The 23,370-nt window shown below is 60.9% G+C and carries 16 protein-coding genes and 1 CRISPR repeat array; of the genes, 11 read left to right on the top strand and 5 right to left on the bottom strand.

Annotated elements, in window-relative coordinates; genetic code table 11:
- The first annotated feature begins 127 nt into the window (after nucleotides 1–127).
- From DTI93_RS05235 to DTI93_RS05200, 8 genes are all read left to right on the top strand, one after another.
- The gene (locus DTI93_RS05235) at nucleotides 128–907 is read left to right on the top strand and encodes a gluconate 2-dehydrogenase subunit 3 family protein (protein ID WP_249079874.1); all 780 of its coding nucleotides are present in this window, start codon (nucleotides 128–130) and stop codon (nucleotides 905–907) included.
- Between the two features lie 3 nt (nucleotides 908–910).
- Nucleotides 911–2,704, top strand: a complete 1,794-nt coding sequence (locus DTI93_RS05230; protein WP_146046919.1) for a GMC family oxidoreductase — start codon at nucleotides 911–913, stop codon at nucleotides 2,702–2,704.
- 62 nt (nucleotides 2,705–2,766) lie between these two features.
- Entirely contained in the window at nucleotides 2,767–4,077 is a 1,311-nt protein-coding gene (locus DTI93_RS05225) for a cytochrome c (protein ID WP_103765682.1), read from the top strand.
- Between the two features lie 298 nt (nucleotides 4,078–4,375).
- Nucleotides 4,376–7,645, top strand: coding sequence for an efflux RND transporter permease subunit (locus DTI93_RS05220; RefSeq protein WP_249079870.1), 3,270 nt, complete (start codon nucleotides 4,376–4,378; stop codon nucleotides 7,643–7,645).
- On the top strand, nucleotides 7,645–8,844 hold the full coding sequence (locus tag DTI93_RS05215; protein ID WP_081562918.1) for an efflux RND transporter periplasmic adaptor subunit: 1,200 nt from the start codon (nucleotides 7,645–7,647) through the stop codon (nucleotides 8,842–8,844). Before DTI93_RS05220 ends, DTI93_RS05215 begins: the two co-directional genes overlap by 1 nt.
- An 8-nt stretch (nucleotides 8,845–8,852) precedes the next feature.
- Nucleotides 8,853–10,511, top strand: coding sequence for an efflux transporter outer membrane subunit (locus tag DTI93_RS05210; RefSeq protein ID WP_408902105.1), 1,659 nt, complete (start codon nucleotides 8,853–8,855; stop codon nucleotides 10,509–10,511).
- 135 nt (nucleotides 10,512–10,646) lie between these two features.
- On the top strand, nucleotides 10,647–11,741 hold the full coding sequence (locus DTI93_RS05205; RefSeq protein WP_249079868.1) for a catalase: 1,095 nt from the start codon (nucleotides 10,647–10,649) through the stop codon (nucleotides 11,739–11,741).
- 3 nt (nucleotides 11,742–11,744) lie between these two features.
- On the top strand, nucleotides 11,745–12,293 hold the full coding sequence (locus DTI93_RS05200) for a cytochrome b (protein WP_192848720.1): 549 nt from the start codon (nucleotides 11,745–11,747) through the stop codon (nucleotides 12,291–12,293).
- Nucleotides 12,294–12,372: 79 nt separating this feature from the next.
- Here DTI93_RS05200 and DTI93_RS05195 read toward each other — a convergent pair whose 3' ends face one another.
- The 3 genes from DTI93_RS05195 to DTI93_RS05185 form a co-directional block, all read right to left on the bottom strand.
- A complete protein-coding gene (locus DTI93_RS05195) occupies nucleotides 12,373–13,764 on the bottom strand; it encodes an NAD-dependent succinate-semialdehyde dehydrogenase (protein ID WP_081562921.1) in 1,392 nt (463 codons plus the stop codon).
- 133 nt (nucleotides 13,765–13,897) lie between these two features.
- Nucleotides 13,898–15,058: an iron-containing alcohol dehydrogenase gene (locus DTI93_RS05190; RefSeq protein WP_081562922.1), complete on the bottom strand. Its 1,161-nt coding sequence runs from the start codon at nucleotides 15,056–15,058 to the stop codon at nucleotides 13,898–13,900.
- Nucleotides 15,059–15,280: 222 nt separating this feature from the next.
- Nucleotides 15,281–15,874, bottom strand: coding sequence for a TetR/AcrR family transcriptional regulator (locus DTI93_RS05185; protein WP_086431560.1), 594 nt, complete (start codon nucleotides 15,872–15,874; stop codon nucleotides 15,281–15,283).
- A gap of 153 nt (nucleotides 15,875–16,027) precedes the next feature.
- Here DTI93_RS05185 and DTI93_RS05180 point away from each other — a divergent pair, with 153 nt between their 5' ends.
- The 3 genes from DTI93_RS05180 (at nucleotide 16,028) to DTI93_RS05170 (ending at nucleotide 19,224) form a co-directional block, all read left to right on the top strand.
- Nucleotides 16,028–16,729, top strand: coding sequence for an AraC family transcriptional regulator (locus DTI93_RS05180; protein WP_081562923.1), 702 nt, complete (start codon nucleotides 16,028–16,030; stop codon nucleotides 16,727–16,729).
- Nucleotides 16,730–16,813: 84 nt separating this feature from the next.
- Nucleotides 16,814–17,716: a dihydrodipicolinate synthase family protein gene (locus DTI93_RS05175; RefSeq protein WP_249079866.1), complete on the top strand. Its 903-nt coding sequence runs from the start codon at nucleotides 16,814–16,816 to the stop codon at nucleotides 17,714–17,716.
- 215 nt (nucleotides 17,717–17,931) lie between these two features.
- Nucleotides 17,932–19,224 (top strand): esterase family protein, encoded by a 1,293-nt coding sequence (locus DTI93_RS05170; protein WP_249079864.1) that lies wholly within the window; start codon nucleotides 17,932–17,934, stop codon nucleotides 19,222–19,224.
- A 48-nt stretch (nucleotides 19,225–19,272) separates the two neighbouring features.
- A CRISPR array of direct repeats spans nucleotides 19,273–20,826; the repeat unit is 29 nt; unit sequence CGGTTCATCCCCGCGTAGGCGGGGAACAG.
- 246 nt (nucleotides 20,827–21,072) lie between these two features.
- Here DTI93_RS05170 and DTI93_RS05165 read toward each other — a convergent pair.
- On the bottom strand, nucleotides 21,073–22,536 hold the full coding sequence (locus DTI93_RS05165) for a mannitol dehydrogenase family protein (protein WP_081562377.1): 1,464 nt from the start codon (nucleotides 22,534–22,536) through the stop codon (nucleotides 21,073–21,075).
- 72 nt (nucleotides 22,537–22,608) lie between these two features.
- Nucleotides 22,609–23,280, bottom strand: coding sequence for an HAD family phosphatase (locus DTI93_RS05160; RefSeq protein ID WP_052348991.1), 672 nt, complete (start codon nucleotides 23,278–23,280; stop codon nucleotides 22,609–22,611).
- Between the last annotated feature and the right edge of the window lie 90 nt (nucleotides 23,281–23,370).

Below are 23,370 nucleotides of genomic sequence, written 5' to 3'. Positions count from 1 at the left end.
GGGCGCCCAATGCGGGAAAAAAGGCGGAAGAAAGCAGGCATGACAGCTGGTTAACTTGTCTTCTGCTGCCTTTTTTCCCATTCTGCCCCCCTCTTCTGGACTTTCTCAAACCGGGCCGCCCTGTGCGATGACATCATCTTCCTCCCCTCCCTCCCACGATGCTCCTGCCCCGCTGTCCCGGCGTGGCTTCATGGGAGGGGCAGCCTCCCTCTCCAGCCTTCCCCTGCTCAGCCATGCCGCCCGGGCAGACGAAAAGGATGGGAAACAACAGCCCGCCCCCCCGGATGATGACCCCGCCTATTACAGGCCCGTCTTTTTCAGTGCGGAGGAATATCTCTTTCTCTGCCATGCGTGCGAGCGCATCTTTCCGCAGGATGAAAACGGGCCGGGAGCCCAGGCCCTCGGCGTACCCCGCTTCATCGACAGGCAGATGACCACCCCTTACGGCCGGGGTGACCTCTGGTACATGAAGGCTCCCTTCGTGAATGGGCCGCCAGAGCTGGGCTACCAGCTGCCCTACAGCCCACAGGACCTCTATCGTGGGGCCATCACGCCCATCAACACCCATTGCCTCATGCTGCATGATGCCGTTTTTGCAGCCCTCTCGCCACAATGGCAGGATGAGGTGCTGCATGCGCTGGAAGATAACAGGCTCCACCTCAATGACATTCCCGGTGCCGTCTTCTTCGAGCAGCTGCGGACCAATACACTGGAAGGAGCCTTCTCCGACCCTGCCTATGGCGGCAACCACAACATGGCTGGCTGGAAAATGATGGATTTTCCCGGTGCCAGGGCGGACTTCATGGACTGGATCAACCAGGACGGGGCCCGCTACCCCCTGGGCCCGGTCGGCATGCCTCCAAAACCGGACCCATACAGCGCCTCTTTCCAGAATGAGGAGGGATGAACCATGACAGACCAGACATTCCCTCCCGCGAAGCCGGATGTCGTTGTCATCGGCGCTGGCTGGGCCGGCAGCATCATGGCCAAGGAACTGACAGAGGCCGGACTGAACGTCACCATGCTGGAACGTGGGCACGACCACAGCACAGCCGTGGAAGGGACCTATCCCGGCTCCATTGACGAACTGCGGGGCGCCGTGCGCAAGCGCCTCTTCCAGAAACTGGCCCGCACCTCCCTGACCATCCGCAACCGCCCGGACCAGACTGCCCTGCCCTACCGCCAGCTGGCCGCCTTCCTCCCCGGCGAAGGCGTTGGTGGTGCCGGACTGCACTGGTCAGGCTGCCACTTCCGTGTCACGGAGGATGACCTCCGCCTGCGCAGCGCCACCATTGAGCGCTACGGGCAGAAATTCATCCCCAAAGACATGCACCTCCAGGATTACGGAATCAGCTACGGAGAACTGGAACCGTTTTTCGACAAGGCAGAGAAGGTCTTTGGAACTTCGGGGGAGGCATCCTCCGTGCAGGGGCAGAAAACAGGCCGTGGCAACGTCTTTGCCCTGGACCGCTCCAGCCATTTTCCCCTGCCGCCCATGGCAGACACCTTCTCTGCCAGCGTCTTCCGCCAGGCAGCCCGGGAGGCAGGCTTCCACCCTTACAGCATGCCTGCCGCCAATGCCTCCCAGCCCTATACCAACCCTTATGGCTGCCAGATGGGCCCCTGCAACTTCTGCGGTTATTGCAGTGGCTATGCCTGCTATCTCTATTCCAAAGCCTCCCCGAACGTGAACATCCTGCCCGCTCTGCGGCAGGACAAACGCTTCCGGCTCATCACACAGGCACAGGTGCTGGAAATCCTGCTGGATGACACCCGCAAGAGGGCCACCGGTGTGCGGTACATCGACCTCAAAACCGACTCCGAACAGGTCATTGAGGCGGATCTGGTCATCCTCAGCGCCTTCCAGCTGCACAATGTCCACCTCATGCTGACATCCGGCATTGGCAAACCCTATGACCCGGTCAGCCAGAGCGGGACCATCGGCCGCAATTTCACCTACCAGACCATCACCTCCTCCCGTGTCTGGCTGCCGGAAAACCGCTGCACAAACCAGTTTGTCGGCGCCGGCGGCGCTGGCGTGGCCATTGATGACTTCAACCAGCCCGGTTTCGACCGGGGGCGGGCCGGTTTCATTGGCGGGTCTCCTGTCTGGGTCAATCAGGCGGGCCTCAAGCCCATTGCTGCCGCACAGGGCAGTGGCGGAAAAGGATCACCCCGCTGGGGAGGTGCCTACAAGGCCGCCATGATCGACCAGTACAGGCATTCCTTCAGCATTGATGCCCATGGCAGCAACATGGCCTACCGGGATGTCTATCTCGACCTGGACCCCACATGGCGCAATGCCTATGGCCAGCCCATGCTGCGGATGACCTTCACATGGAAGGACAACGACATCCGCATGAACCAGTATGTCGTCAGGCAGATCGGCGACATTGCCCAGGCCATGGGGGCCACACGGACCAGCCTGAACAGCCTCCAGCCGGGCCAGCTTTTCGACAGCCGCATCTATCAGACAACACATCTCAGCGGTGGTGTCATTCTGGGCAGCAACCCGAAGACCAGCGCCCTGAACCGGTATCTCCAGAGCTGGGACGTCCCGAATCTCTTCGTCATCGGCTCCAGCGCCTTCCCGCAAGGAATGGGATACAACCCGACAGGCCTGGTGGCAGCACTGGCCTACTGGTCCGCTTACCATATCCGCCAGACCTATCTCCGCAATCCCGGCCCGATGGTACACGCCTGATGTCCCTGTTCCTCCGTTCCACCGGCACGAAACGCACATCCCCCCTTCGCCCCCTGCTGACGATGGGGCTGGGTCTGCTGGGCATCGTGGCTGCCACCCTGCCCACCCGTCCTGCACAGGCTGATGATGCTCCCCTGCCTGCCGGACTGATTGAAGAGGGCCATTATCAGGCTGTTCTGGGCGACTGTGCCGCCTGCCACACCCAGCCGGGGCGGCCACCCTACAGCGGGGGGATGCCCTTCAAACTGCCCATAGGCACCATCTACTCCACCAACATCTCGCCAGACCCCGTCCACGGCATCGGCCACTATACCGAAGCCGAATTCGCCCGGGCCGTCCAGCTCGGCATCCGCAAGGATGGCAGCGCCCTCTATCCGGCCATGCCCTATCCCTCCTACGCACGGCTGAGCAAGGCGGACATCCATGCCCTCTATGTCTATTTCCAGAGGGGGGTGACACCGCAGCCTGTTGACCCGCCCGCCAATGGGCTGATCTGGCCACTTTCCATGCGCTGGCCCCTGCATATCTGGCGCTGGCTGTTCTCACCCTCCATCCAGTCTGCCCAGCTGCGCACCAACAACCAGTTCTCCGACCCCATACTTGCCCGTGGAGCCTATCTGGTGGAAGGACCCGGCCATTGCGGGGCCTGCCACAGCCCCCGCAGCATCACCCTCAATGAAAAAGCCCAGACAGCCAAGGACGGGCCGCTCTTCCTCTCTGGCGGGGGCGTGGTGGAACAATGGGTCGTCCCCTCCCTCCGGCAGGAAAACCGGACAGGACTGGGCCGCTGGAGCGAACAGGACATCGTGGATTTCCTCCGCACGGGGCGGTCCCGGACTGGTGCCAGCTTTGGCGGGATGACGCCTGTCATCGTCCATAGTGCCCATGCCTTCAAGGAGGCGGACCTGCACGCCATTGCCCGTTACCTCATGCAGCTGGCCCCGGCACGCAAGGAAACACCCTGGGTCTATGACCCCACGACGACCGACATGCTCCGCCGTGCCGACCTCTCCCAGCCCGGGGCACAGACCTACATGGACCGCTGCGCCGCCTGCCACCGCACCGATGGTGCCGGGTATGGAACGGTCTTCCCCCCACTGGCTGGCAACCCCATCGTGATGACGGATGATGCCACATCACTCATCCATATCATTCTGGCCGGCGACAGTATGCACGCCCTGCCTACGGCGGCCTCCGCCTTCACCATGCCGGGCTTTGCGGACACGCTCTCTGACAGGGAAGTAGCTGATGTTGTCAGCTTCATCCGGCAGAGCTGGGGCAATAACAGCAGCCCCGTGAAGGAAAGTACCGTGAAACACATCCGCCACTCCATCCCGCAGGCAGAAACACCGGACCAGCTTCCCAAAAACTGACACCATCGGCACGGAAGGAAGAAACACCCTTGGCGGTTTTTTCCTTCCGTACCCATACAGACGGAGCGCTGCATTCCGTGACATTCCTGTAACCTATGCTCCCGTCATCTCGTGACAGGATGAGGACTGTAGAACAGAAGCAGGGGCCTTTCTGCCTGCCCTACAGAAGAAGGTGCCGTACCTTACGGAGATGTCATAACTCAGACTAAAACAGTATTTAATTCGCCCTGTCGTCCTTTTTGCCTAGATTGTCCCGGCTTCCTTCTGCCTCTGGAATAAAACTGGAACAGTCCGACCCATGAATGCCATTGTCATCACCGCCCTGAAGCGGCCTCTGACCTTTGTGGTACTGTCCATCCTGATCGTGATGTTCGGGGTGATGTCAGTCTTCAAAACACCGACTGACGTCTTTCCGAATATCAAGATCCCGGTGGTCTCTGCCGTCTGGACCTATGGCGGGATGCTGCCTGAGGAATTTGCAGGCCGCATCATCTACAATTACGAGCTGATGGTGACCTCCACCGTGGAGGGCATCGAGCACATGGAGTCCAACTCCTATTACGGGCGGGGGATCGTGACGATCTTCTTCCAGCCCGGGTCTGAGATTGGCGAGGCAGAGGCGGAAGTCACCGCCATTTCCCAGACCGTCATCAAGCAGCTGCCAGTGAACATCCCGGCCCCGATGATCATGCGGCTGGATGCGTCTTCCGTTCCAGTCATCTCGCTGCAGATCACCTCGGACAAGCAGACGCCGTCCGACCTCTACAAGCTGGCGATGATCCGTGTCCGTCCGCTTCTGGTCACCGTCGAGGGGGCCGTGGTGCCGCATCCCTATGGCGGGATGGACAGCTTCGTGATGGTCACGCTGAACCAGGACCAGCTGCGGGCGCACCATCTCTCGGCCATGGACGTGCAGAACGCCATGCATGACCAGAACATCGTCCTGCCCGCCGGTGACCAGAAGATCGACGCCGTGGACTGGATGGTGCAGACCAACGCCACCCCCAAGAGCATGAAGGCCATCGGCAACATTCCGGTCAAACGGGTGGGCAATGCAGTGATCTACGTTCACGATGTGGCGGACGTCTATCGTGGCGGCCATCCGCAGACAAACCTCGTGCTCGTGAAGGGACGTCAGGGCGTCGAGGTCGTCGTCATGAAGAGCGGCGAAGCCTCCACGCTGGACGTGGTGGATGGCGTAAAGAAGGCCCTCCCCCGCCTGCGGGCCGTGCTGCCGGATGACGTGAAGGTCAGCATCCTGACCGACGCCTCCATCTTCGTGAAGGACGCCATCAAGGACGTGGTGCGGGAGATGGTCACCGCTGCCTTCCTGACCGGCATCGTGGTGCTGCTCTTCCTCGGCTCGTGGCGGTCCACCGTCATCATCGCCACCTCCATCCCGCTGGCCATTCTCTGCTCGGTCATCGGGCTGAGCTGGGCCGGGGAATCCATCAACGTGATGACACTGGGCGGGCTGGCCCTGGCGGTCGGCATCCTCGTGGACGACGCCACGGTGATGATCGAGAACATCGACACCCATCTCGAGATGGGCAAGGAACTTGAACCTGCCATCATCGATGCCGCCAACCAGATCGTGACGGCGACCTTCGTCTCCACCACCTGCATCTGCATCGTGTGGCTGCCCCTGTTCGAGCTGGACGGCGTGGCCGGTTACCTCTTCCGACCGATGGCGGAAGCCATCATCTTCGCCATGATCGCCTCCTTCGTCCTCTCCCGGACGCTGGTCCCGACCATGGCAAAATACCTGCTGGCCAATCATGGTCACGGCCATGACATCCCGGACAGGGAGCAGCATACTGCCGATGCCAACGCTGCTGCCGTGGCAGCCGGTCACCCGGCCAACCGTGGCGACGGGACAGACAGCCACAATCACTCCGCTCCCCTGCCACCACGCAGCGGTGTCATGGGCTTCTTCATCCGCTTCCAGCGGGGCTTTGAGGAAAAGTTCAACAGCTTCCGGGACGGCTATTACGCCATTCTGGTCCGCTGTGTGGAGCAGCGCAAACTGTTTGTCGGCATCTTCCTCGGCCTTTCCGTCCTGTCATTGGGGCTTTACTTCACGGCCGGGCGGGACTTCTTCCCGGAGACGAAGTCCAACGCCCTCCAGATGCACATGCGGGCCCCGCTGGGTACCCGTATCGAGGTTGCGGGCCGCATTGCCGCTCTGGTCTCCGACCGCATCGAGCAGGACCTGCCCGGCCAGGTGGAAGAGATCGTCAGCAACTGCGGCCTGCCGGAAGGGGCGCACAACCAGGCCTTCATCCCGACACCGACCATCGGGACGCAGGACTGCGACCTGACCATCGCCCTGAAAAACGAGGCCTCCCCCGTGTGGGATTATCGTGCCCTGCTGCGCAAGGACCTCTCCGCCCGCTTCCCCGGGACGGTCTTCACCTTCCAGCCGGCGGACCTGACGGCGAAGATCCTCAATTTCGGCTCTCCCGCACCGATCGACATCCAGATCAACGGGCCGGACATTGCCGACAATTATGACTATGCCCGCAAGATCATGACCCGCCTGCGGCACATCCCGGGGGCTGCCGATGTCGTCATCCAGCAGACGATGAAGACACCGACACTGATGATCCGTGGCAACCGGACCTTCAGCCAGGCCACCGGCCTGACCGAGGCCGACCTCGCCAACAACCAGCTGATGACGCTCTCCGGTTCCAGCACGGTGGACCCGCAGTTCTGGCTCGACCCCAGCAACGACGTCACCTTCCCGCTGAACACCTACGTCTCGCAGGACCAGCTGACGCATCTGAGCGACCTGCTAACCATTCCGGTGGACAAGGGCGACGGCAACCCGACCGGTACGGGCGACCAGCTTCTGGGCAGCATCAGCACCGTCGTGCCGACCGGCACGCCGGGTGAGGTGTCCCACTTCAACTCCATGCCGGAGGTGGACATCTACGTCTCCACCGAAGGACGGGACCTCGGGGCCGTGCTGACGGACGTCAAGAAAGTCATCACCGACACGAAATCCCTGCTGCCCAAGACGGCCGCAACGGAGATTCATGGGGCCGCCGTGACCATGTACGGAGCCTATGGCCAGCTCATCATCGGGCTGATGGTTTCCATCGTGCTGATCTACCTGCTGATCGTCGTCAACTTCCAGTCCTGGATGGACCCGTTCATCATCATCACCGCCCTGCCCGGCGCACTGGCCGGGATCGCCTGGGCCCTGTTCCTGACCGGGACACGCCTGTCCGTCCCGGCCCTGACAGGGGCCATCATGTGCATGGGGACGGCCACGGCCAACTCCATCCTCGTGGTGTCCTTCGCCAGGGAGCGGATCGAGCTGCATGGTGATGCCCTCCGGGCAGCGACGGAAGCCGGGCGGGAGCGCATCCGCCCCGTGCTGATGACCGCCCTTGCCATGGTGGTGGGGATGATCCCCATGGCCACCTCCAACTCCACCAATGCCCCACTGGGCCGGGCCGTGATTGGCGGGCTGATTGTCGCCACGCTGTCCACGCTGCTCTTCGTTCCCTGTGTCTATGCAATCATCCACAACCGTACTGCGCGTCATAAGGAGACCGTCTGATGGCCAGCATGTCCCGCAAACACAAATTACTGCTCGGCCTGATCGCCCTGGCGCTGGGCCTCTACATCATCGTGCTGCTGCTCGGCCGCATGGCCCACAACGCCCACCTGCATGACGTGGCGGAACAGAGTGCCGTGCCCAACGTGGCCATCATCCTGCCCCACAAGGCGGACAGCAAGGTGAGCCTCACGCTCCCCGGCACGATTGATGCCTGGTATCAGGCGCCGATCTATGCGCAGGTCTCCGGTTACGTGAAGATGTGGTACAAGGATTACGGTGCCGTCGTCCATCAGGGTGACGTGCTGGCCGAAATCAACGCCCCGGCACTGGATGCCCAGTACGCCCAGGCCCTGGCAGACCTTGATGCCCAGAAGGCCAAGTACAATCTGGCCTCCGTGACGGCCAACCGCTGGCGGGCCATGGGGCACTCCCAGGCCGTTTCCGGGCAGTCCGTCTCCGTCGCCACGGCGGATGAACAGGCCGCCTACGCCAAGATGGAAGCAGCCCAGCGCAATGTGGACCACTTCGCCGCCCTGGAGAAGTTCAAGCAGATCGTGGCTCCGTTCGATGGTGTCGTGACGGCCCGCTCCATCAATGTGGGTGACTATGTCAACAGCGGGGGCGGGCAGCTCAACGCCACTGGTGGGGCCTCCGAACTCTTCACCGTGGCGGACACGCACCGCCTGCGTCTCTTCATCTCCGTGCCGGAAATCTTCTCCTACATGCTGACGGACGGGCTGACGGCGGAGGTCCACGTGCCGCAGTATCCGGACCGCATCTTCACGGCCAAGTTCCTGACGGCATCCCTCGGCTATGACCCCAACACGAGAACGGCCGTCTCCGAATTCACGCTGGACAATGCCGACCACGCCCTCTGGCCGGGGACCTTCGCCTCTGTCTCGCTGAAAGCCAACAATAATGCCTCCCACCTGCTGAAGATTCCCACGGGGTCCCTCGTCTTTCAGGAAAAAGGAATGCAGGTGGCAACCGTGGACCAGAAGAACACCGTCCACTTCAAGAACATCCGTGTCGGCAAGATGGCGGACAGCTCCACCGAGGTTCAGGCAGGCATCACGGCGGATGACCGCATCATCAACAACCCGCCCGCCGACCTTCTGGAAGGCGACCCCGTCCACATCGTGACACCGGCCCGGGGCTATAACCAGAGCGGCTGGGAAGAATCCGGAGATGATGACTGATGACCACCATGATCTCTGACCGTTCTTCCTCCATGAAGAAGACCCGCCGCAGGCTGGGCCGTCTTGCCCGCCGGACTGCCCTTGGTGGCAGCCTGCTGGCCCTGACGGGCCTCGGTGCCTGCGACCTCGCCCCACACTACGAACCGCCGCATTTTGTCGTGCCGGACAGCTGGCAGGGGCAGGCCCCCTTCGCCGTGGCGCAGCCCGCCGATGCCACTCTCCCCAGCGACTGGTGGACGCTCTTTCATGATCCGCTGCTGAACGAGCTGGAAGACCGGGCCATTGCCGAGAATGGTGACCTCCAGGCCGCCGCCGAGCGTTTCCTTCAGGCCCGCTCCCTCGTGGCCAAGGCCCGGGCGGACCTGCTCCCGCATCTCAGCCTTGATGCAGGCGGGTCGGACAACAAGCAGTCGGCAGACAGGCTCTTCCGCAACGGGGCCACGCTGACCCAGACGCAGGAAGAATATGCCGGTCTGGCCTCGTGGGAGCCGGACATCTGGTCCGCCATCCGCAACCATGTCCGCATGAACCGGCAGGCCGCCCAGCAGGAGGCCGCCCGCTTCGCCATGGCACGGCTGAGCCTGGAGGCCGAGCTGGCCACCGACTACATCCAGCTGCGTGGTTATGATGCGCAGATCGCCATCTACCAGCAGTCCATCGCCTATTATAACCGGGCACTGGATGTCACCCGCACCCAGCTGAAATACAAGGCGGCCCCCCGGCTGGACCTCGCCCGGGCAGAAGCCCAGCTCTACACCACGCAGGCCGCCCTGTATGACATCCAGGCCGCCCGTGAGGTGACGGAACATGCCATCGCCGTGCTGACCAACAGTGCGCCCTCCAGCTTCCACATCGACCCCGTCAAGGCGCTGGACTTCCACCAGCCCAACATTCCGGCGGGCGTGCCCTCGGGCCTGCTCCAGCGGCGGCCCGACATTGCCAGTGCGGAGCGTGAGATGGCCCAGGCCAACCGGGCCATCGGCATTGCCCGTGCCGCCTTCTACCCGCATTTCTCTCTCAATGCGGATGCCGGGTTCGAGGCCAACGGCTTCAAGCTGGCCAATCTGGCCAACTCGCTCTGGACCTACGGTGCCCGCATGAACATTCCACTCTTTGATGGCGGCGTGCATCGGGCGGAACTCCAGCGGTCATGGTCCGCCTACCGGGAAACACGGGACCAGTACCGCACGACCGTTCTCTCCGCCTTCCGGGAAGTGGAGGATGGTCTCTCCCGCACCAACCGCCTGAATCTGGAAAACCAGGCTCTGGAAAAGGCCGTCAATGCCAATCTGGAAACCCAGAACATGACCATGACGCTCTATCAGGGCGGTGTGGGCACCTATCTGGATGCCATTTTCAGCCAGGAAAACACCCTCCGCAGCCGCATCACGCAGGTGGAGGTGGCCACAAGGCTGTATCAGGCTGATGTTTCGCTGATCCGCAGCCTTGGCGGCGGGTGGGACTCCAAGAACCTTCCCACGATGGCCGAGACGCTGTCGGTCGGTGCCTTCCAGTATGAGGGGCTGCACCACCCCAAGCAGGTTGGTGACGTCAATGCCTCCGAACATCCCGAGGCCCATGAGGACCTGACCCATGATGCCCCGGATGCCGTAGGCCGTGGCACCAATGCCCACCTCAAGCCGCTTCCCATCGGGGCGATGCCCTGAGGCAAAGAACGGTTCCACCCGCCCCGTCCGGCGGGTGGAGTCTTCTGGTGCGGCCCGTCCACTTTTCTTCCCGTCACTGGTAACATCTGATACAGCCTACGAATTAGTTTCGTCACCTGTTGAGGAGAGCATCCAATGGCGCATTCCCCCCGCAAGGGCAGTCCGGCCCGCTGGGCGGCTGTCATTCTGCCGCCACTCTGTCTGGGTGGCCTGCTGGCCTGGACGGCCGACATTTTCAGTCCGGCCGCCATATCTCCTTCCCACTTCATGCAGCGATTCCATAATGCTGGGGCTCCGGGTGATGGCTTCCGCCGTGCCCATGCCAAGGGCATGTGCGCCACCGGCTGGTTCGACCCCACACCGGAGGGCCGTGCCCTGTCCCGCTCCGGCATCTTCAGGGGCGAGCATCTGCCTGTCATGGGGCGTTTCTCACTGGCTCCGCCACTGCCGTATCTGCCGGACAATCCCGCCGTGGCCCGCAGCCTTTCCATGCAGATACGCTCCCCATCCGGTGATGACTGGCGGCTGGCGCTGGTGGATGCCCCTCTCCAGTCCATGCGGGATATTGCCGATGCTTACGCTTTCTTCGGAGCCGCAAAGCTGGACCCTGCCACCCACAGGCCCGACCCTGTGGCCGTTCAGGCCTATGCAGCCCAGCGCCCCTGGCTGAAAACGGCTTTTGAACAGGCAAAAGCCCACAAGCAGACATCCGACCTGACCAACGACACATACAACAGCCTCGACAGCTTCATCCTGACAGATGAAGCTGGAAAAAAGACAGCCGTCCGCTGGGCTGCCGTGGCGCAGGAACCCTTCAGCCCGGCTGACGGCAGTGGCGCCAATGATGGCAACTATCTCTTCAAACGGCTGGTCCAGACGCTGGATCAACGGCCCCTCCGCTGGGACATCGTTGCCACGGTGGCCCGTGAAGGAGACCCGGTCAACGACTCCAGCCAGCCATGGGACAATGCGGACCAGAAGGTAACGGTCGGCACGGTGACCTTCACGAAGGCCTACAGCGAGGATGAAAGCCCCTGTGGCCCCATGGTGTTCGACCCCACCATCCTGCCTGACGGAATCAGCGCCTCGGACGACCCGCTGCTGGCCCTGCGCTCGTCAGTCTACATGAGGTCCTATGCAACCCGGTCTGCCGAGCACAAAGCACCCAGCATGGTCACGCCGGGCGATGTTGCCAGTCCGACCCTCACACAAGACGAGAAGGGCCAGTAACCCATGTCTTTTCCACAGAATACAGGCCATGCTACGCCCTTCCCCCGCCTCTCCATCCTGCTGCACTGGGTGATGGCGGTCCTCATCATCGTCATGCTCTTTGTCGGGCTGGTCATGGCGCATGACTCCACCATCCACTATGCCGGTCTCTTCACGCTGCATCGCACGGTGGGGTTCCTGCTCCTGCTGCTGGTGGTCATCCGGCTTGTCAACCGGTTTGCCAACCACACACCTGCCCTGCCAATGGACATGCCCGGCCCCATGAAGCTGGCCGCCCATTTCTCCCATATCCTGCTTTATGGCTTCATGATCGCCCTGCCGCTGGTCGGCTGGGCCATGCTCTCGGCTGGCGGATACCCGATCACCCTGTGGGGGGGCTGCCACATCCCGCCGCTCATGGGCTTCCATCCCCATCTGTGGGGTGTCCTGCGCTGCCTGCACAGTCTTCTGGCCTATGGGCTGATCCTGCTCATTCTCGCCCATATCGGAGCGGCCCTGCTGCACGGCATCATCCGGCGGGACGGTGTCATGGGCTCCATGCTGGGGCGATAAAAACCTCCAGACACGAAAAAAGGCGGCTCCATGATGGAGCCGCCTTTTTCATGACCAAAGATACGGGCCAGCCCGTTCTTCAGAACGGAGAGTCAATGTCCATGACATTGACGAGCTTGTGGTTCACGAATTCCTTGATCCCAAGGCTCATAAGTTCACGCCCATAACCGGAGCGGGCAATACCGCCGAAAGGCAGTTCCGCTTTGGTCGTGGTCGGGTGGTTGATGAACACCATGCCGGTACGGATCTTGGACGCCACACGAACTGCCCGGGCTTCATCCCTGGAGAAGATGGCGCCACCCAGACCATAAGGAGAGTCATTGGCAATGCGAACGGCATCGTTCTCATCCTTGGCACGATAAAGCTGGGAAACCGGGCCAAAGAACTCCCAATGACGGGCCTCATTGTTCTCATCCAGTTCCGTCAGAACAACCGGCTGGAAAAACGCCCCCTGGTTAGGCACGGCTACAGGAATGGTCTCAGCCTTCGCTCCCTGCTTGACGGCTTTCTCCACCATTTCACGCAGATCATCCGCAGCCTGCTGGGAAGCAAGAGGAGCGAAATTGGTGTTCGGGTCCAAAGGATCCCCGGCCCTCAGCTCGGCAATGCCCTTCTTGTACAGTTCCACAAAGCGGTCATAAAGGCTGTCCACCACAATGATGCGCTTGGCAGAGACACAGACCTGACCGGCATTCCAGTGGCGGCCGAACACGGCCCATTTAACGGTCTTCTCAAGGTCGGCATCATCCAGAACGATGAAGGCATCGCTGCCCCCCAGCTCCATGGTCGCCTTCTTGAGAGCCTTGCCAGCAGCACCAGCCACGATGGACCCGGCCCGCTCGGACCCTGTCAACGCCACACCACAGGTACGGGGATCATCCAGCACCATCTCCGTGAATTTGTGCGGCATGTAGATATTCTGGAACAGCCCCTTCGGTGCGCCCGCTTCTTCAACCAGCTCCTGGCAGGCAGCAGCACACTGCGGCAGGTTGCCTGCATGTTTCAGAAGGACCGCATTACCGGCAGAAAGCTGTGGCGCCACAATGCGCAGCACCTGATAATACGGGAAGTTCCAGGGTTCGATGGCCAGCACGATGCCCTGCGGCTCATACACCAGCTTGGCACGCCCCATCTTGGGGTCGGAGAGCTTCAGGTCTTCCGGCTTCAGCAGCTCCGCCAGATTCTCGGCATAATATTCGCAGATCTGGGCAGACAGGATGGCCTCGGCCTTCCCTTCGGCCAGAACCTTGCCCATCTCCAGCGCAGCCAGACGGGCCAGCTTCTCCGCATCACGGCGCAGCAGGGCACCGATGTTCTTCATGAGCTTGGCGCGCTCTTCAAAGCTGGTTTCCCGCCATGCTTCGTAAGCCTCATGTCCCCGGGCCAGGGCGGCCTGAACGTCCTGTTCCGTTGCTTCCGGAAACTCTTTGACAACTTCATTCGTATAAGGATTAACAGTGGCAAATGCCATGATACACCTCGTTCTTCCCGGGTCCCTGCAGCGGAACCTGGGTGTGATATGGACAGTGTTGAATCACTGCCCAAAGGTCGGCTGGGGAGCAACAACACGGACCATTGCCGCCCCCCAACCAGATATTGGAACCTTACAAACTTCTTTCCAGAACTTTGCGGCTGATTTCTGACGTAATGTCCTGATGTTCACCAAGAGTTGTCATGCCATGCTCTTCCAGCTGGGCAATGATGGGATCAATACCAGCACGGTCAATGTCGTAGGCAGAAAGACGGACCGGAATCTCCAGCCCTTCAAAGAAGGCTTCGATACGGGCAATGGCGGCATCGATACGCTCATCCTCCGTGCCTTCCGTCAGCCCCAGAACACGGGCGGCATATTGCAGCAGCTTGGCACGCTTCTGCTCCCGACGCTCCTTCAGCATGGCCGGGAAGACGATGGCCAGCGTGCGGGCATGGTCGATCCCGTATTTCGCCGTCAGCTCATGGCCGATGGCATGGGTGGCCCAGTCCTGCTTCACGCCAGCCCCGATGAGACCATTCAGGGCCTGTGTTGCCACCCACATCAGGTTGGCACGCAGGTCGTAGTCATCAGCAGGAGCACTGGTGATGCGCTGGCCAATCTCATGCAGGCTCAGCAGCAGGCCCTCAGCGTAGCGGTCCTGCACCATCGCATCCTGCGGCAGGGTCATGTACGCTTCCATCACGTGGACGAAAGAATCCGCCACACCATTGGCCACCTGCCGGGGCGGCAGGCTGAAAGTGCGGGTCGGGTCCAGAATGGAAAAGACCGGGAAGACGTGCGGGTTCGAGAAAGCCAGCTTGTCGCCCGTCTCCTTGCGGGAGATCACGGCAATGCTGTTCATCTCCGACCCGGTAGCGGGCAATGTCACGACCGTTCCCAGCGGCAGGGCCTGCTGGACCGTCTCACCCTGCTTCAGCAGGATTTCCCACGGTTCGCCCTGATACGGCACGGCAGCAGCAACGAACTTCGTGCCATCCATGACGGAACCGCCACCAACAGCCAGAAGGAAATTCACCTTCTCCTTGCGGGCGACCTCGACAGCCTTCATGAGCGTCTCGTAAGTCGGGTTGGCTTCAATCCCGCCGAATTCGCAGAATGTCCGCTGCCCCAATGCCTTGCGGACTTCACCCAGCGTACCGCTCTTCTCGGCGCTGGCACCACCATAGAGGACAAGAACCCGGGCCTGCTGGTCGATCTGCTCATCCAGCCTGGCAATCATCCCTTTGCCAAAAAGGATTTTTGTCGGGTTATAGAATTCAAAATTATCCATGCTGTCCTCCTTGCCGCTCTTTCAGGCCAGATCACATAATAGACCGGTCATCTTTAACGGCCATGTGAGATACCATTCTCTCCCTGGTCCCAAAGCCTTTAGGGAATCGGCCCTGAGCCTTCATCGGGAACACTCAACAAATAGACCGGTCATCTCGAAAATGAAAGACCCTTCCCGAAAAAAACTTTCCTGCTTCGAAAAAAGACAGGAAACCGGGATGATTCAGACTGTCACAAGATGACGGGTCGCCTCGAAAGCCTCCTCGAACGGAGCCTGCTGGTGCGTGACCTTGACCAGCAGAGTGGCTCCGAGCCACGTCTGATACACGGCAGACGCCAGATACCGGGCGGGCAGCGCCTTCGTGATGGAGCCATCCTTCTGCCCCTCCTCGACGATACGGGCCAGACAGTCCACGATCCGGGTCGTGCCTTCGGCAAGGATCAGCCGCATCCTTTCCGAAAGATCGGACACCTCCGCCGCCAGCTTGACGACAAGACATTTCTCATTGAGGCAGCCATCCTGCTGGGCATCCACCCAGCACTGGCAATACAGAGACAGTTTCTCAAACCCGGTCCTGCCCGTCTGCGCAATGAGAGCTTCCAGCTTGACCAGATACTGCTCGTTGTAAAGCTCCAAAAGGGCAGCCCCGAAATGCTCTTTCGACTCGAAATAATGGTAGAATGAGCCTTTGGGGATACCAGCTGCCTCCAGAATCTGGCTCAGCCCCACGGCAGAAAACCCCCGCAGCCCAATGAGAGGGCGGGCAGATTCCAGAATACGCCGACGGGCCTGCTCATGCTTTTCTGCAACTGTCATGCTGTAATCCTATCAGGAAAGACCTGTTCTGTCCACAAAGAATAGACCGGTCATTCTATTTTTGGTGCCCTCCAGATCAGATGGACGCTCCCCCGGAAGACAGGTTATCCTGACCCCCCTATCAAGGACCAGACGACGCCCCGGCACCACATCATGCTCCCTCTTTCCTCCTCCCTGATGCCTCCCGGCCCCCCGTGGCACTACTGGCGGGCAGGCCATCCTGACGTGAAAGAAATGAGCATGGCCCGGGGCACCACGCTCGCCTTGCCACTGCATTTCCATCAGGAAGACCAGCTGGCCTTCATCCTCTCCGGCTGTCGCCATTTTCTCATCGCTGGCCAGCCCGTCCACCTCACGGCGGGGCAGGCCCTGCTCATTCCTGCGGGTACGCCCCACGTTTCGCAGGATGCCGATCCAGCCCGTGTCGGGCAGACACTCTGCCTGAACCTCTATCTCACGCCCGGTCTCCCTCTGGACCAGGCAGACTGCGCCGCCCTCATCCAGCACTGCCTTGGTGACCGTCCGTCCCATGTCCATCTGGCCGCCCCACCGCGCCTTCCCCTGCCCATGCAGGACATGTCGCTCACGACGTCCATCCAGAGTCTTGCCCAACAGGCCAACATGAGCCGGGAGGCCTATTCCCGCCGTTTCCAGCGTCATTACGGCTTATCACCACAGACATTCCGCCTGCTCCAGCAGCTCAACCATGTGAAAACGCAGCTGCGGGCCGGTGTCAGCAGCCTTCAGGCCGCCATGGAGGCAGGCTTTGCCGACCAGAGCCACATGGGCCGCCTCTTCCGCCGGACATTCGGCACGACACCGGGCCGGTACCGGGCAGGCCCCCTGCCCCGCTGAAACCACGGCCTGTCACATTCCTTCTATACGGCGCAGCCTTTTTCCCGCCATCATGGCCGGGACCGTACACGGAAAGGACAGACCATGACATTTTCCTTCACGGGGCTGAGTGCCTTCCCCATCACCCCCATGCACCAGGACGCACCCGATGAGGCCCGCTTCGCCGCATTGATCGCCCGGCTGGTCGAGGCGAAAGTCGATTCCATCGGTGCCCTCGGTTCCACCGGCAGCTATGCCTTCCTGACCCGGAACGAACGGGAAAAGATCGCCCGACTGGCTGTCAGCCACGCTGGCACGACGCCGGTTCTTGTCAGCATCGGGGCCATCAACCTGCGGGACACGCTGCTGCTGGCCGAAGATGCCCAGAAAGCCGGTGTCAAAGCCCTGCTGCTGCCCCCGATGAGTTACTTCCCCCTGCGGGACGAAGAGGTCTTCACCCTGTATGAAACGGTGAGCCGCCATGTGTCCGTGCCGCTGGTCGTCTATGACACCCCCGGCACGACACAGTTCCATTTCTCCGATACCCTGATGCAGCGCATCTGCCAGCTGCCGCAGGTCCGTTCCATCAAGCTCCCCAGCGGCTCCCCCACGGCAGAAGAGGCTGCCGCCCGGATGAAACGCCTGCTGCCTGCCCTGCCTGACAGCACCTCCCCCGGCATCAGCGGTGATCCGACCGCCGCCGGTGCCCTGATGCAGGGCGCCCGCATCTGGTACTCCGAATGGGGTGGCCTGTTCCCCCATCTGGCCCGCCAGCTGACGGATGCGGCCCTGACTGGCCAGAGAGAGGATGTAACCCGCATCGAGGCCATCTTCGCCCCCTTCTGGGAGATGAGTGCCCGTTATGGTGGCTCCCTGCGTGTGATCGCCTCTGCGGCGACGATCATGGGGCTGGCTGGACCCAGTGCGCTCCCCCGTCCGCTCCAGGGCGTGTCCCCGCAGGATGCGAAAAAACTTGCCACGCTGATCGACACCCACCAGCCGGGCTGATCCAGCAGGATGGGCCTCTGATCCTTGGGTCAAGGCCCATCATTTCCGGGACAGCAGGGCTTGGAGATGAGGCAAACTATGGTAGCGTCTGACACGATGTGTCCCATATTTCTTCTTCCGTGATGTTTGCCATGCGTTTTTCTGCCTCAAGCCCTTCACCGCTCCGATGGAGCACCAAAATCCATTTTTGCCGGTACAGACTCTGCACCGGACTCATGAGTCTGATACTGGGTATTTCAGCCCCCACCCTGGCACAGGCCGCCTCTGCTGACTGCGTTCCCCTGAAAGCCCTCCAGCCCCCACAGGCCAATACAACCGCACCACACAAACCTTTCTTCATCGACACATCCGGCCTGAGTGGCTCTGGCGCCATGCCGATACATGATCCACATGATCCACTTTATCCTGAAGCCATTGACCTGCCCGACAACGCCCTGCCGCCTGTGGATAAAACAGGCAACTACATTCTTGGCACCTCCCACACACTCCCTGCACAGTGGCAGAACATACAGCTCCCGGAGGGGCGGATCATCAGCTTCACGCTGGCCTCATCCCCGACCAGTGGCTACAGCCCCGGCACTGTACGGGATGACCCGGTCCCCTGCACCACCAGCACAGGGGAAGCAGGCATGGTGCATGTCTCCACAAGCGTGCCGGGCGATCCATCCAATCTGACCGTTCCCGGAGCTCACCCGGCCCCATGGACCCGCACGGTGGATGTCTATATCCCCCCCAACACGCCGACCGACCGCCCCCTTCCCTTTCTCATCTTTGGTGATGGCAGCAATAATGGCCTCTATCCGGGACGGGATCTTTTCGCCATGGTGGACGGGCTGCTGAAAGAAAAACGTATTCCTCCCATGATTGTCATTGGCGTTGGAGCCGGGGGTGGCGATGCCCAGGGCAGTGAACGGGGGCGGGAATATGACACCATGTCCGGCGCTTATGCCGACTGGGTAGAGGCGCATGTCCTCCCTCTTGTGGAGAAGAAGGCCAGCCTCACTCTCTCCCGCAACCCGGAGGAACGGGCCACCATGGGGTTCAGCTCCAGTGGGGCAGCGGCCTTTGCCATGGCCTGGTTCCGGCCCAACCTCTATCACCGGGTGCTGGCCTACTCTCCTTCGCTGGTCAACCAGCAATGGCCGCACGACCCCGCCCTGCCCGGCGGGGGATGGCAGCTTCACTCCCCATGGGCCGGAACACCGGAAGCCGTACCACCCCATCCCGGTGCGGCGCTCATCCCGGCGGCACCACTGGCCCCGCTGCACATCTGGTACGAAGTGGGCGACCAGGACCTGTTCTACCCCGTTCCGTCCATGCCTGATGGCATGCATGACTGGGTGCTGGCTGGGGAAAACATGGCCCGCGTGCTGGCCGACAAGGGCTATGATTACCAATTTGTCTTTGCCCGCAATGCCCGGCATGTAGATGGCCCCACCATCGAACAGACCCTTCCCGAAGCTCTGGAATGGCTCTGGCGACCACATATGCCACCAACCACCCCATGACCCACCGGCGAACAGTTCGGTACAGGCCAGTGATGGCGGTCTGGCACCGAGTTCATCCCCGCGTAGGCGGGGAACAGGGTCACGCTTCTCACCCGTGTTGCGGTCGTTCCGGTTCATCCCCGCGTAGGCGGGGAACAGCCTGACCACTCCCACCAGATCAGCGGGGGTGGCGGTTCATCCCCGCGTAGGCGGGGAACAGGCCAATGATCTGGAGGGCGTCAATTTCTCCAGCGGTTCATCCCCGCGTAGGCGGGGAACAGCCTTCCACGTGGAAAGCCCCTGTGAAATGCCGCGGTTCATCCCCGCGTAGGCGGGGAACAGAAAATGATGGTATGTAAAAGGCGATGATTTTTCGGTTCATCCCCGCGTAGGCGGGGAACAGCAAAGAGCCGGTAAATTGTCCTTTAATACTAGCGGTTCATCCCCGCGTAGGCGGGGAACAGTTTAGCTTCATTCTTTGAATTATCCTCTGTTTCGGTTCATCCCCGCGTAGGCGGGGAACAGTCGTCCTGAAGGCGTTTTGGATGGGAGGGCGGCGGTTCATCCCCGCGTAGGCGGGGAACAGTATAAAGCAGTTATTTTAGAGTTAATATCTTTCGGTTCATCCCCGCGTAGGCGGGGAACAGAACGCATCACGCAGGGCGAAACCACGGGCACGCGGTTCATCCCCGCGTAGGCGGGGAACAGAACCAGTCTTCCCCGACACTCCGGAGGCGGTTCGGTTCATCCCCGCGTAGGCGGGGAACAGATCAGGGAAAATCGGCCAGTCCCCCGTGAGTACGGTTCATCCCCGCGTAGGCGGGGAACAGGCCAGAATGCGACAGCTATAGCTCACCAGCGCCGGTTCATCCCCGCGTAGGCGGGGAACAGGTTAGAGAAGCAACCGCCGCAGACGAGATCGACGGTTCATCCCCGCGTAGGCGGGGAACAGGACCCCATGCTCATAATGAATCGCAGTTCTCACGGTTCATCCCCGCGTAGGCGGGGAACAGGAAGCGATCAGCCGCTCTAACTCGTCCTGTGCCGGTTCATCCCCGCGTAGGCGGGGAACAGATCCGGGGGACCTACCGGGGAAAGTCAATCGCCGGTTCATCCCCGCGTAGGCGGGGAACAGAAAGGAAGAAATAAATGAATTGAGTAAAAACTCGGTTCATCCCCGCGTAGGCGGGGAACAGTCATACCGCAGCTGGTTCAGGGTAATGGTCCGCGGTTCATCCCCGCGTAGGCGGGGAACAGACCGTGCTCTCTAGCCTCCGAATCAGTCGCCACGGTTCATCCCCGCGTAGGCGGGGAACAGGTGCAGGCAGCGGATGTGGAAGACCTTGTTTGCGGTTCATCCCCGCGTAGGCGGGGAACAGCTTCTTACCATTTATAGAAAATTCACACGGGGCGGTTCATCCCCGCGTAGGCGGGGAACAGCCATTAAACTGACCGGCGCAGAAATGGCAGGGCGGTTCATCCCCGCGTAGGCGGGGAACAGTTTTGTGTGGACGCCGGGGGATACCCAGCGCCCGGTTCATCCCCGCGTAGGCGGGGAACAGCATCGTGGTGAACGTGCGGGGCACAACCGCTACGGTTCATCCCCGCGTAGGCGGGGAACAGACTTCCTGTAACCATTTGTATTATAAGTCTTTTTTAATTGTCAAAGAACTTACCGAATTAAATATAATTTTAATGACCTCGCCGAGGCAAGTCCTCTCCGGCCCTTACAGAAGGAAGTTGAGACGCTGAACAGCCAAAAACCACTCCAGCAAATTTTATCCACAAGATTGACAGCAAACATGAAAAAGGGAGGCCGGAGCCTCCCTTTCTCTACACACAATCAATTTTCAACGGCTCATCGCCTCATCACACGGGCAGGCTGGCCAGAACACCCTTCTGACGGATCAGCTCCCGATCACGCACAATCTCCTGCTTAATCTCTGGAGTCAGAAGATCACGCCAGCTGTCGAAAGCAGGCAGACCGATGGAAGCCTCAAAATCATCAGAGGCAGCAATGTTCAACTGTTCTGCCGTCAGGAACGGCTCCTGAAGCGCAATTTTCTCGCCTTTTTCATTCCTGCCCCGCAGCAGCTCCAGCAGGAGGGCCATGCAGTACACGATACGGGTCCGCTCCCGGCCACCCTCCAGCACGGCACGCACTGTTTCCGTCCAGAACACCTGCGCCTTGGATGTTGCATCCGAGGCAATACGGGCTACCTGGTCTGCCATGGCAGCGTTGGAGAAGCGGGTCAGAAGTGTCGCCTTATATTTATGCAGGTCCACACCCGGCGGAGCCTTCAGTGTGGGGATCACATCCTTTTCCAGAACAGAATCCACAAACTTATGCACACGTGGTTCACCCAGAACCTGGTCCACAAGTTCCAGATTCAGCAACATGCCCGCAGCACTGAGAATGAGATGGCTGGAATTGAGCATACGGATCTTGGCATGTTCATAGGCACTGACCTGATCGGTAAACTCCACCCCGACCTTATCAAAGGCGGGACGACCTGCCGCAAATTTATCCTCAATCACCCACTGGATGAAATCCTCGGACAGAAGCGGCTGGAGATCGTCCAATCCGCTGCGCTCATTCAGCTTGGCTTTACCCTCATCAGAGACAGACGGCGTGATGCGGTCCACCATCGCATTGGGGAAGGTCACGTTCTGATCGATCCACTCGGCAAGGTCCGCATCCACAGCCCGGGCATACCCGACAAACGCCTTGCGGGACACATCGCCATTATGCCGCAGATTGTCGCAGGACATGACAGTCAGACCACCATGACCCGCCTCACGGCGGCGGCGCAGCCCTTCCACCACGAAACCGAAGATGGTGCTGGGCTTTTTCGGGTTGGCAAGGTCCTCCTGCACGGCAGGCAGAGACGTACGGAACTCCCCTGTTGTCTCGTCAATATTGTAGCCGCCTTCCGTGATGGTCATGGAGACGATCTTCGTGGCCTTGTCCGCCAGAAGGGCGAGAACCGTCTCCGGCTCATCAGGCGCCTGGAGATAATCCCTCAAACATCCCATGACACGGATCTCCGCCTTGCCATCAGCGGCAATCTCCGTCAGAGAGTACAGCCCCTCCTGTGCCCGAAACTCTTCGGCCTTCCTGTCGGAGTTCCCACCGGAGCGCAGCCCGACACCTGTGATGCCCCAATGCTGCTGGTCCGGCAGGGCCAGAACACGGTCCACATAGTATCCCAGATGGGCTCGGAAGAAATTGCCCACCCCGAAATGCACAATGCCTGACGTCACCTTGCGGACGTCATAAGCAGGACCAGCCACCTTCTGCGGCAGGGATTTCAGGCTGTCATATGTCAGCATAACAGGTCTCCAGCAGGATCATGAACAAAACGGGCGGGAGCGTGGCTCCGGCCTCCAGCAGGCAAGGATGTCTCAGCCCTTGCGATGCTCTTCCTGTGCAGCGATGATTTTCTTGAGCAGCGGCACGAACTCATCAAGATGGGCAATACGCAGCAGGCCCGGCCAGGACGGGGCAGGCTTGTCAAGGTCACGCAGCAGCACGCAGGCCATACCGGCACGGCGGGCAGCCTCGACCCCGGCATCCGAATCTTCCAGCACCAGGCAATGCGCCGGATCAACCCCTTCCTGCTTCGCCCCGTGCAGGTAGATATCCGGGCGAGGCTTGGGCATGTTCAGGTCACGGCCGGAATGGATGCGCTCTTCCTTCAGAATCTTGTCCAACCCTGTGCTGGAAAATTTGGCCTCCATCTCTGCCTCGGAAGAGTTGGAGCCAACACGGATCGGCAGGCGAATCTCGTTGACGACATCACGCAGCATCTTCGTGGCACCGGGCACTTCCTTCGCCTTCTTCCGCATCATCTCCACAATGCGGTCCTGCATGATCATGTCCCAGTTGTCCGGGAGCTTGTCACCTGTCTTCTCGGCGATCATCTCACCAATCTTGGCCAGCTCACCACCACCGAAGAGCTTGTTGCCTTCTTCATCACTGATGTCCCAGCCATGGCTGCGGGCATCTTCGGACATGAGCGCTGTGGAGAGATGCTCCCCCCCTACCAGCACGCCGTCACAGTCAAAAAGGATCATATCAAGGCGCCCCGTGGGCAGCACCGCAGCAGGGGCCTGATCGGGGATCGGAAAATTCGTGTGCTTGCTCATGAATACTCCTTGTTTGCC

Source organism: Parasaccharibacter sp. TMW 2.1884, from assembly GCF_023337695.1.
Lineage (GTDB): Bacteria > Pseudomonadota > Alphaproteobacteria > Acetobacterales > Acetobacteraceae > Bombella > Bombella apis.
This window is presented reverse-complemented; position numbering and strand designations above follow the sequence as displayed.

What these genes read in the sequence shown, in the direction of transcription:
- DTI93_RS05170 (WP_249079864.1), top strand. Translation starts at nt 17,932, where the DNA reads ATGAGTCTGATACTGGGTATTTCAGCCCCCACCCTGGCACAGGCCGCC.
- DTI93_RS05230 (WP_146046919.1), top strand. Translation starts at nt 911, where the DNA reads ATGACAGACCAGACATTCCCTCCCGCGAAGCCGGATGTCGTTGTCATC.
- DTI93_RS05215 (WP_081562918.1), top strand. Translation starts at nt 7,645, where the DNA reads ATGGCCAGCATGTCCCGCAAACACAAATTACTGCTCGGCCTGATCGCC.
- DTI93_RS05205 (WP_249079868.1), top strand. Translation starts at nt 10,647, where the DNA reads ATGGCGCATTCCCCCCGCAAGGGCAGTCCGGCCCGCTGGGCGGCTGTC.
- DTI93_RS05220 (WP_249079870.1), top strand. Translation starts at nt 4,376, where the DNA reads ATGAATGCCATTGTCATCACCGCCCTGAAGCGGCCTCTGACCTTTGTG.
- DTI93_RS05200 (WP_192848720.1), top strand. Translation starts at nt 11,745, where the DNA reads ATGTCTTTTCCACAGAATACAGGCCATGCTACGCCCTTCCCCCGCCTC.
- DTI93_RS05165 (WP_081562377.1), bottom strand. Translation starts at nt 22,536, where the DNA reads ATGCTGACATATGACAGCCTGAAATCCCTGCCGCAGAAGGTGGCTGGT.
- DTI93_RS05185 (WP_086431560.1), bottom strand. Translation starts at nt 15,874, where the DNA reads ATGACAGTTGCAGAAAAGCATGAGCAGGCCCGTCGGCGTATTCTGGAA.
- DTI93_RS05210 (WP_408902105.1), top strand. Translation starts at nt 8,853, where the DNA reads ATGATCTCTGACCGTTCTTCCTCCATGAAGAAGACCCGCCGCAGGCTG.
- DTI93_RS05235 (WP_249079874.1), top strand. Translation starts at nt 128, where the DNA reads ATGACATCATCTTCCTCCCCTCCCTCCCACGATGCTCCTGCCCCGCTG.
- DTI93_RS05175 (WP_249079866.1), top strand. Translation starts at nt 16,814, where the DNA reads ATGACATTTTCCTTCACGGGGCTGAGTGCCTTCCCCATCACCCCCATG.
- DTI93_RS05180 (WP_081562923.1), top strand. Translation starts at nt 16,028, where the DNA reads ATGCTCCCTCTTTCCTCCTCCCTGATGCCTCCCGGCCCCCCGTGGCAC.
- DTI93_RS05225 (WP_103765682.1), top strand. Translation starts at nt 2,767, where the DNA reads ATGGGGCTGGGTCTGCTGGGCATCGTGGCTGCCACCCTGCCCACCCGT.
- DTI93_RS05195 (WP_081562921.1), bottom strand. Translation starts at nt 13,764, where the DNA reads ATGGCATTTGCCACTGTTAATCCTTATACGAATGAAGTTGTCAAAGAG.
- DTI93_RS05190 (WP_081562922.1), bottom strand. Translation starts at nt 15,058, where the DNA reads ATGGATAATTTTGAATTCTATAACCCGACAAAAATCCTTTTTGGCAAA.
- DTI93_RS05160 (WP_052348991.1), bottom strand. Translation starts at nt 23,280, where the DNA reads ATGATCCTTTTTGACTGTGACGGCGTGCTGGTAGGGGGGGAGCATCTC.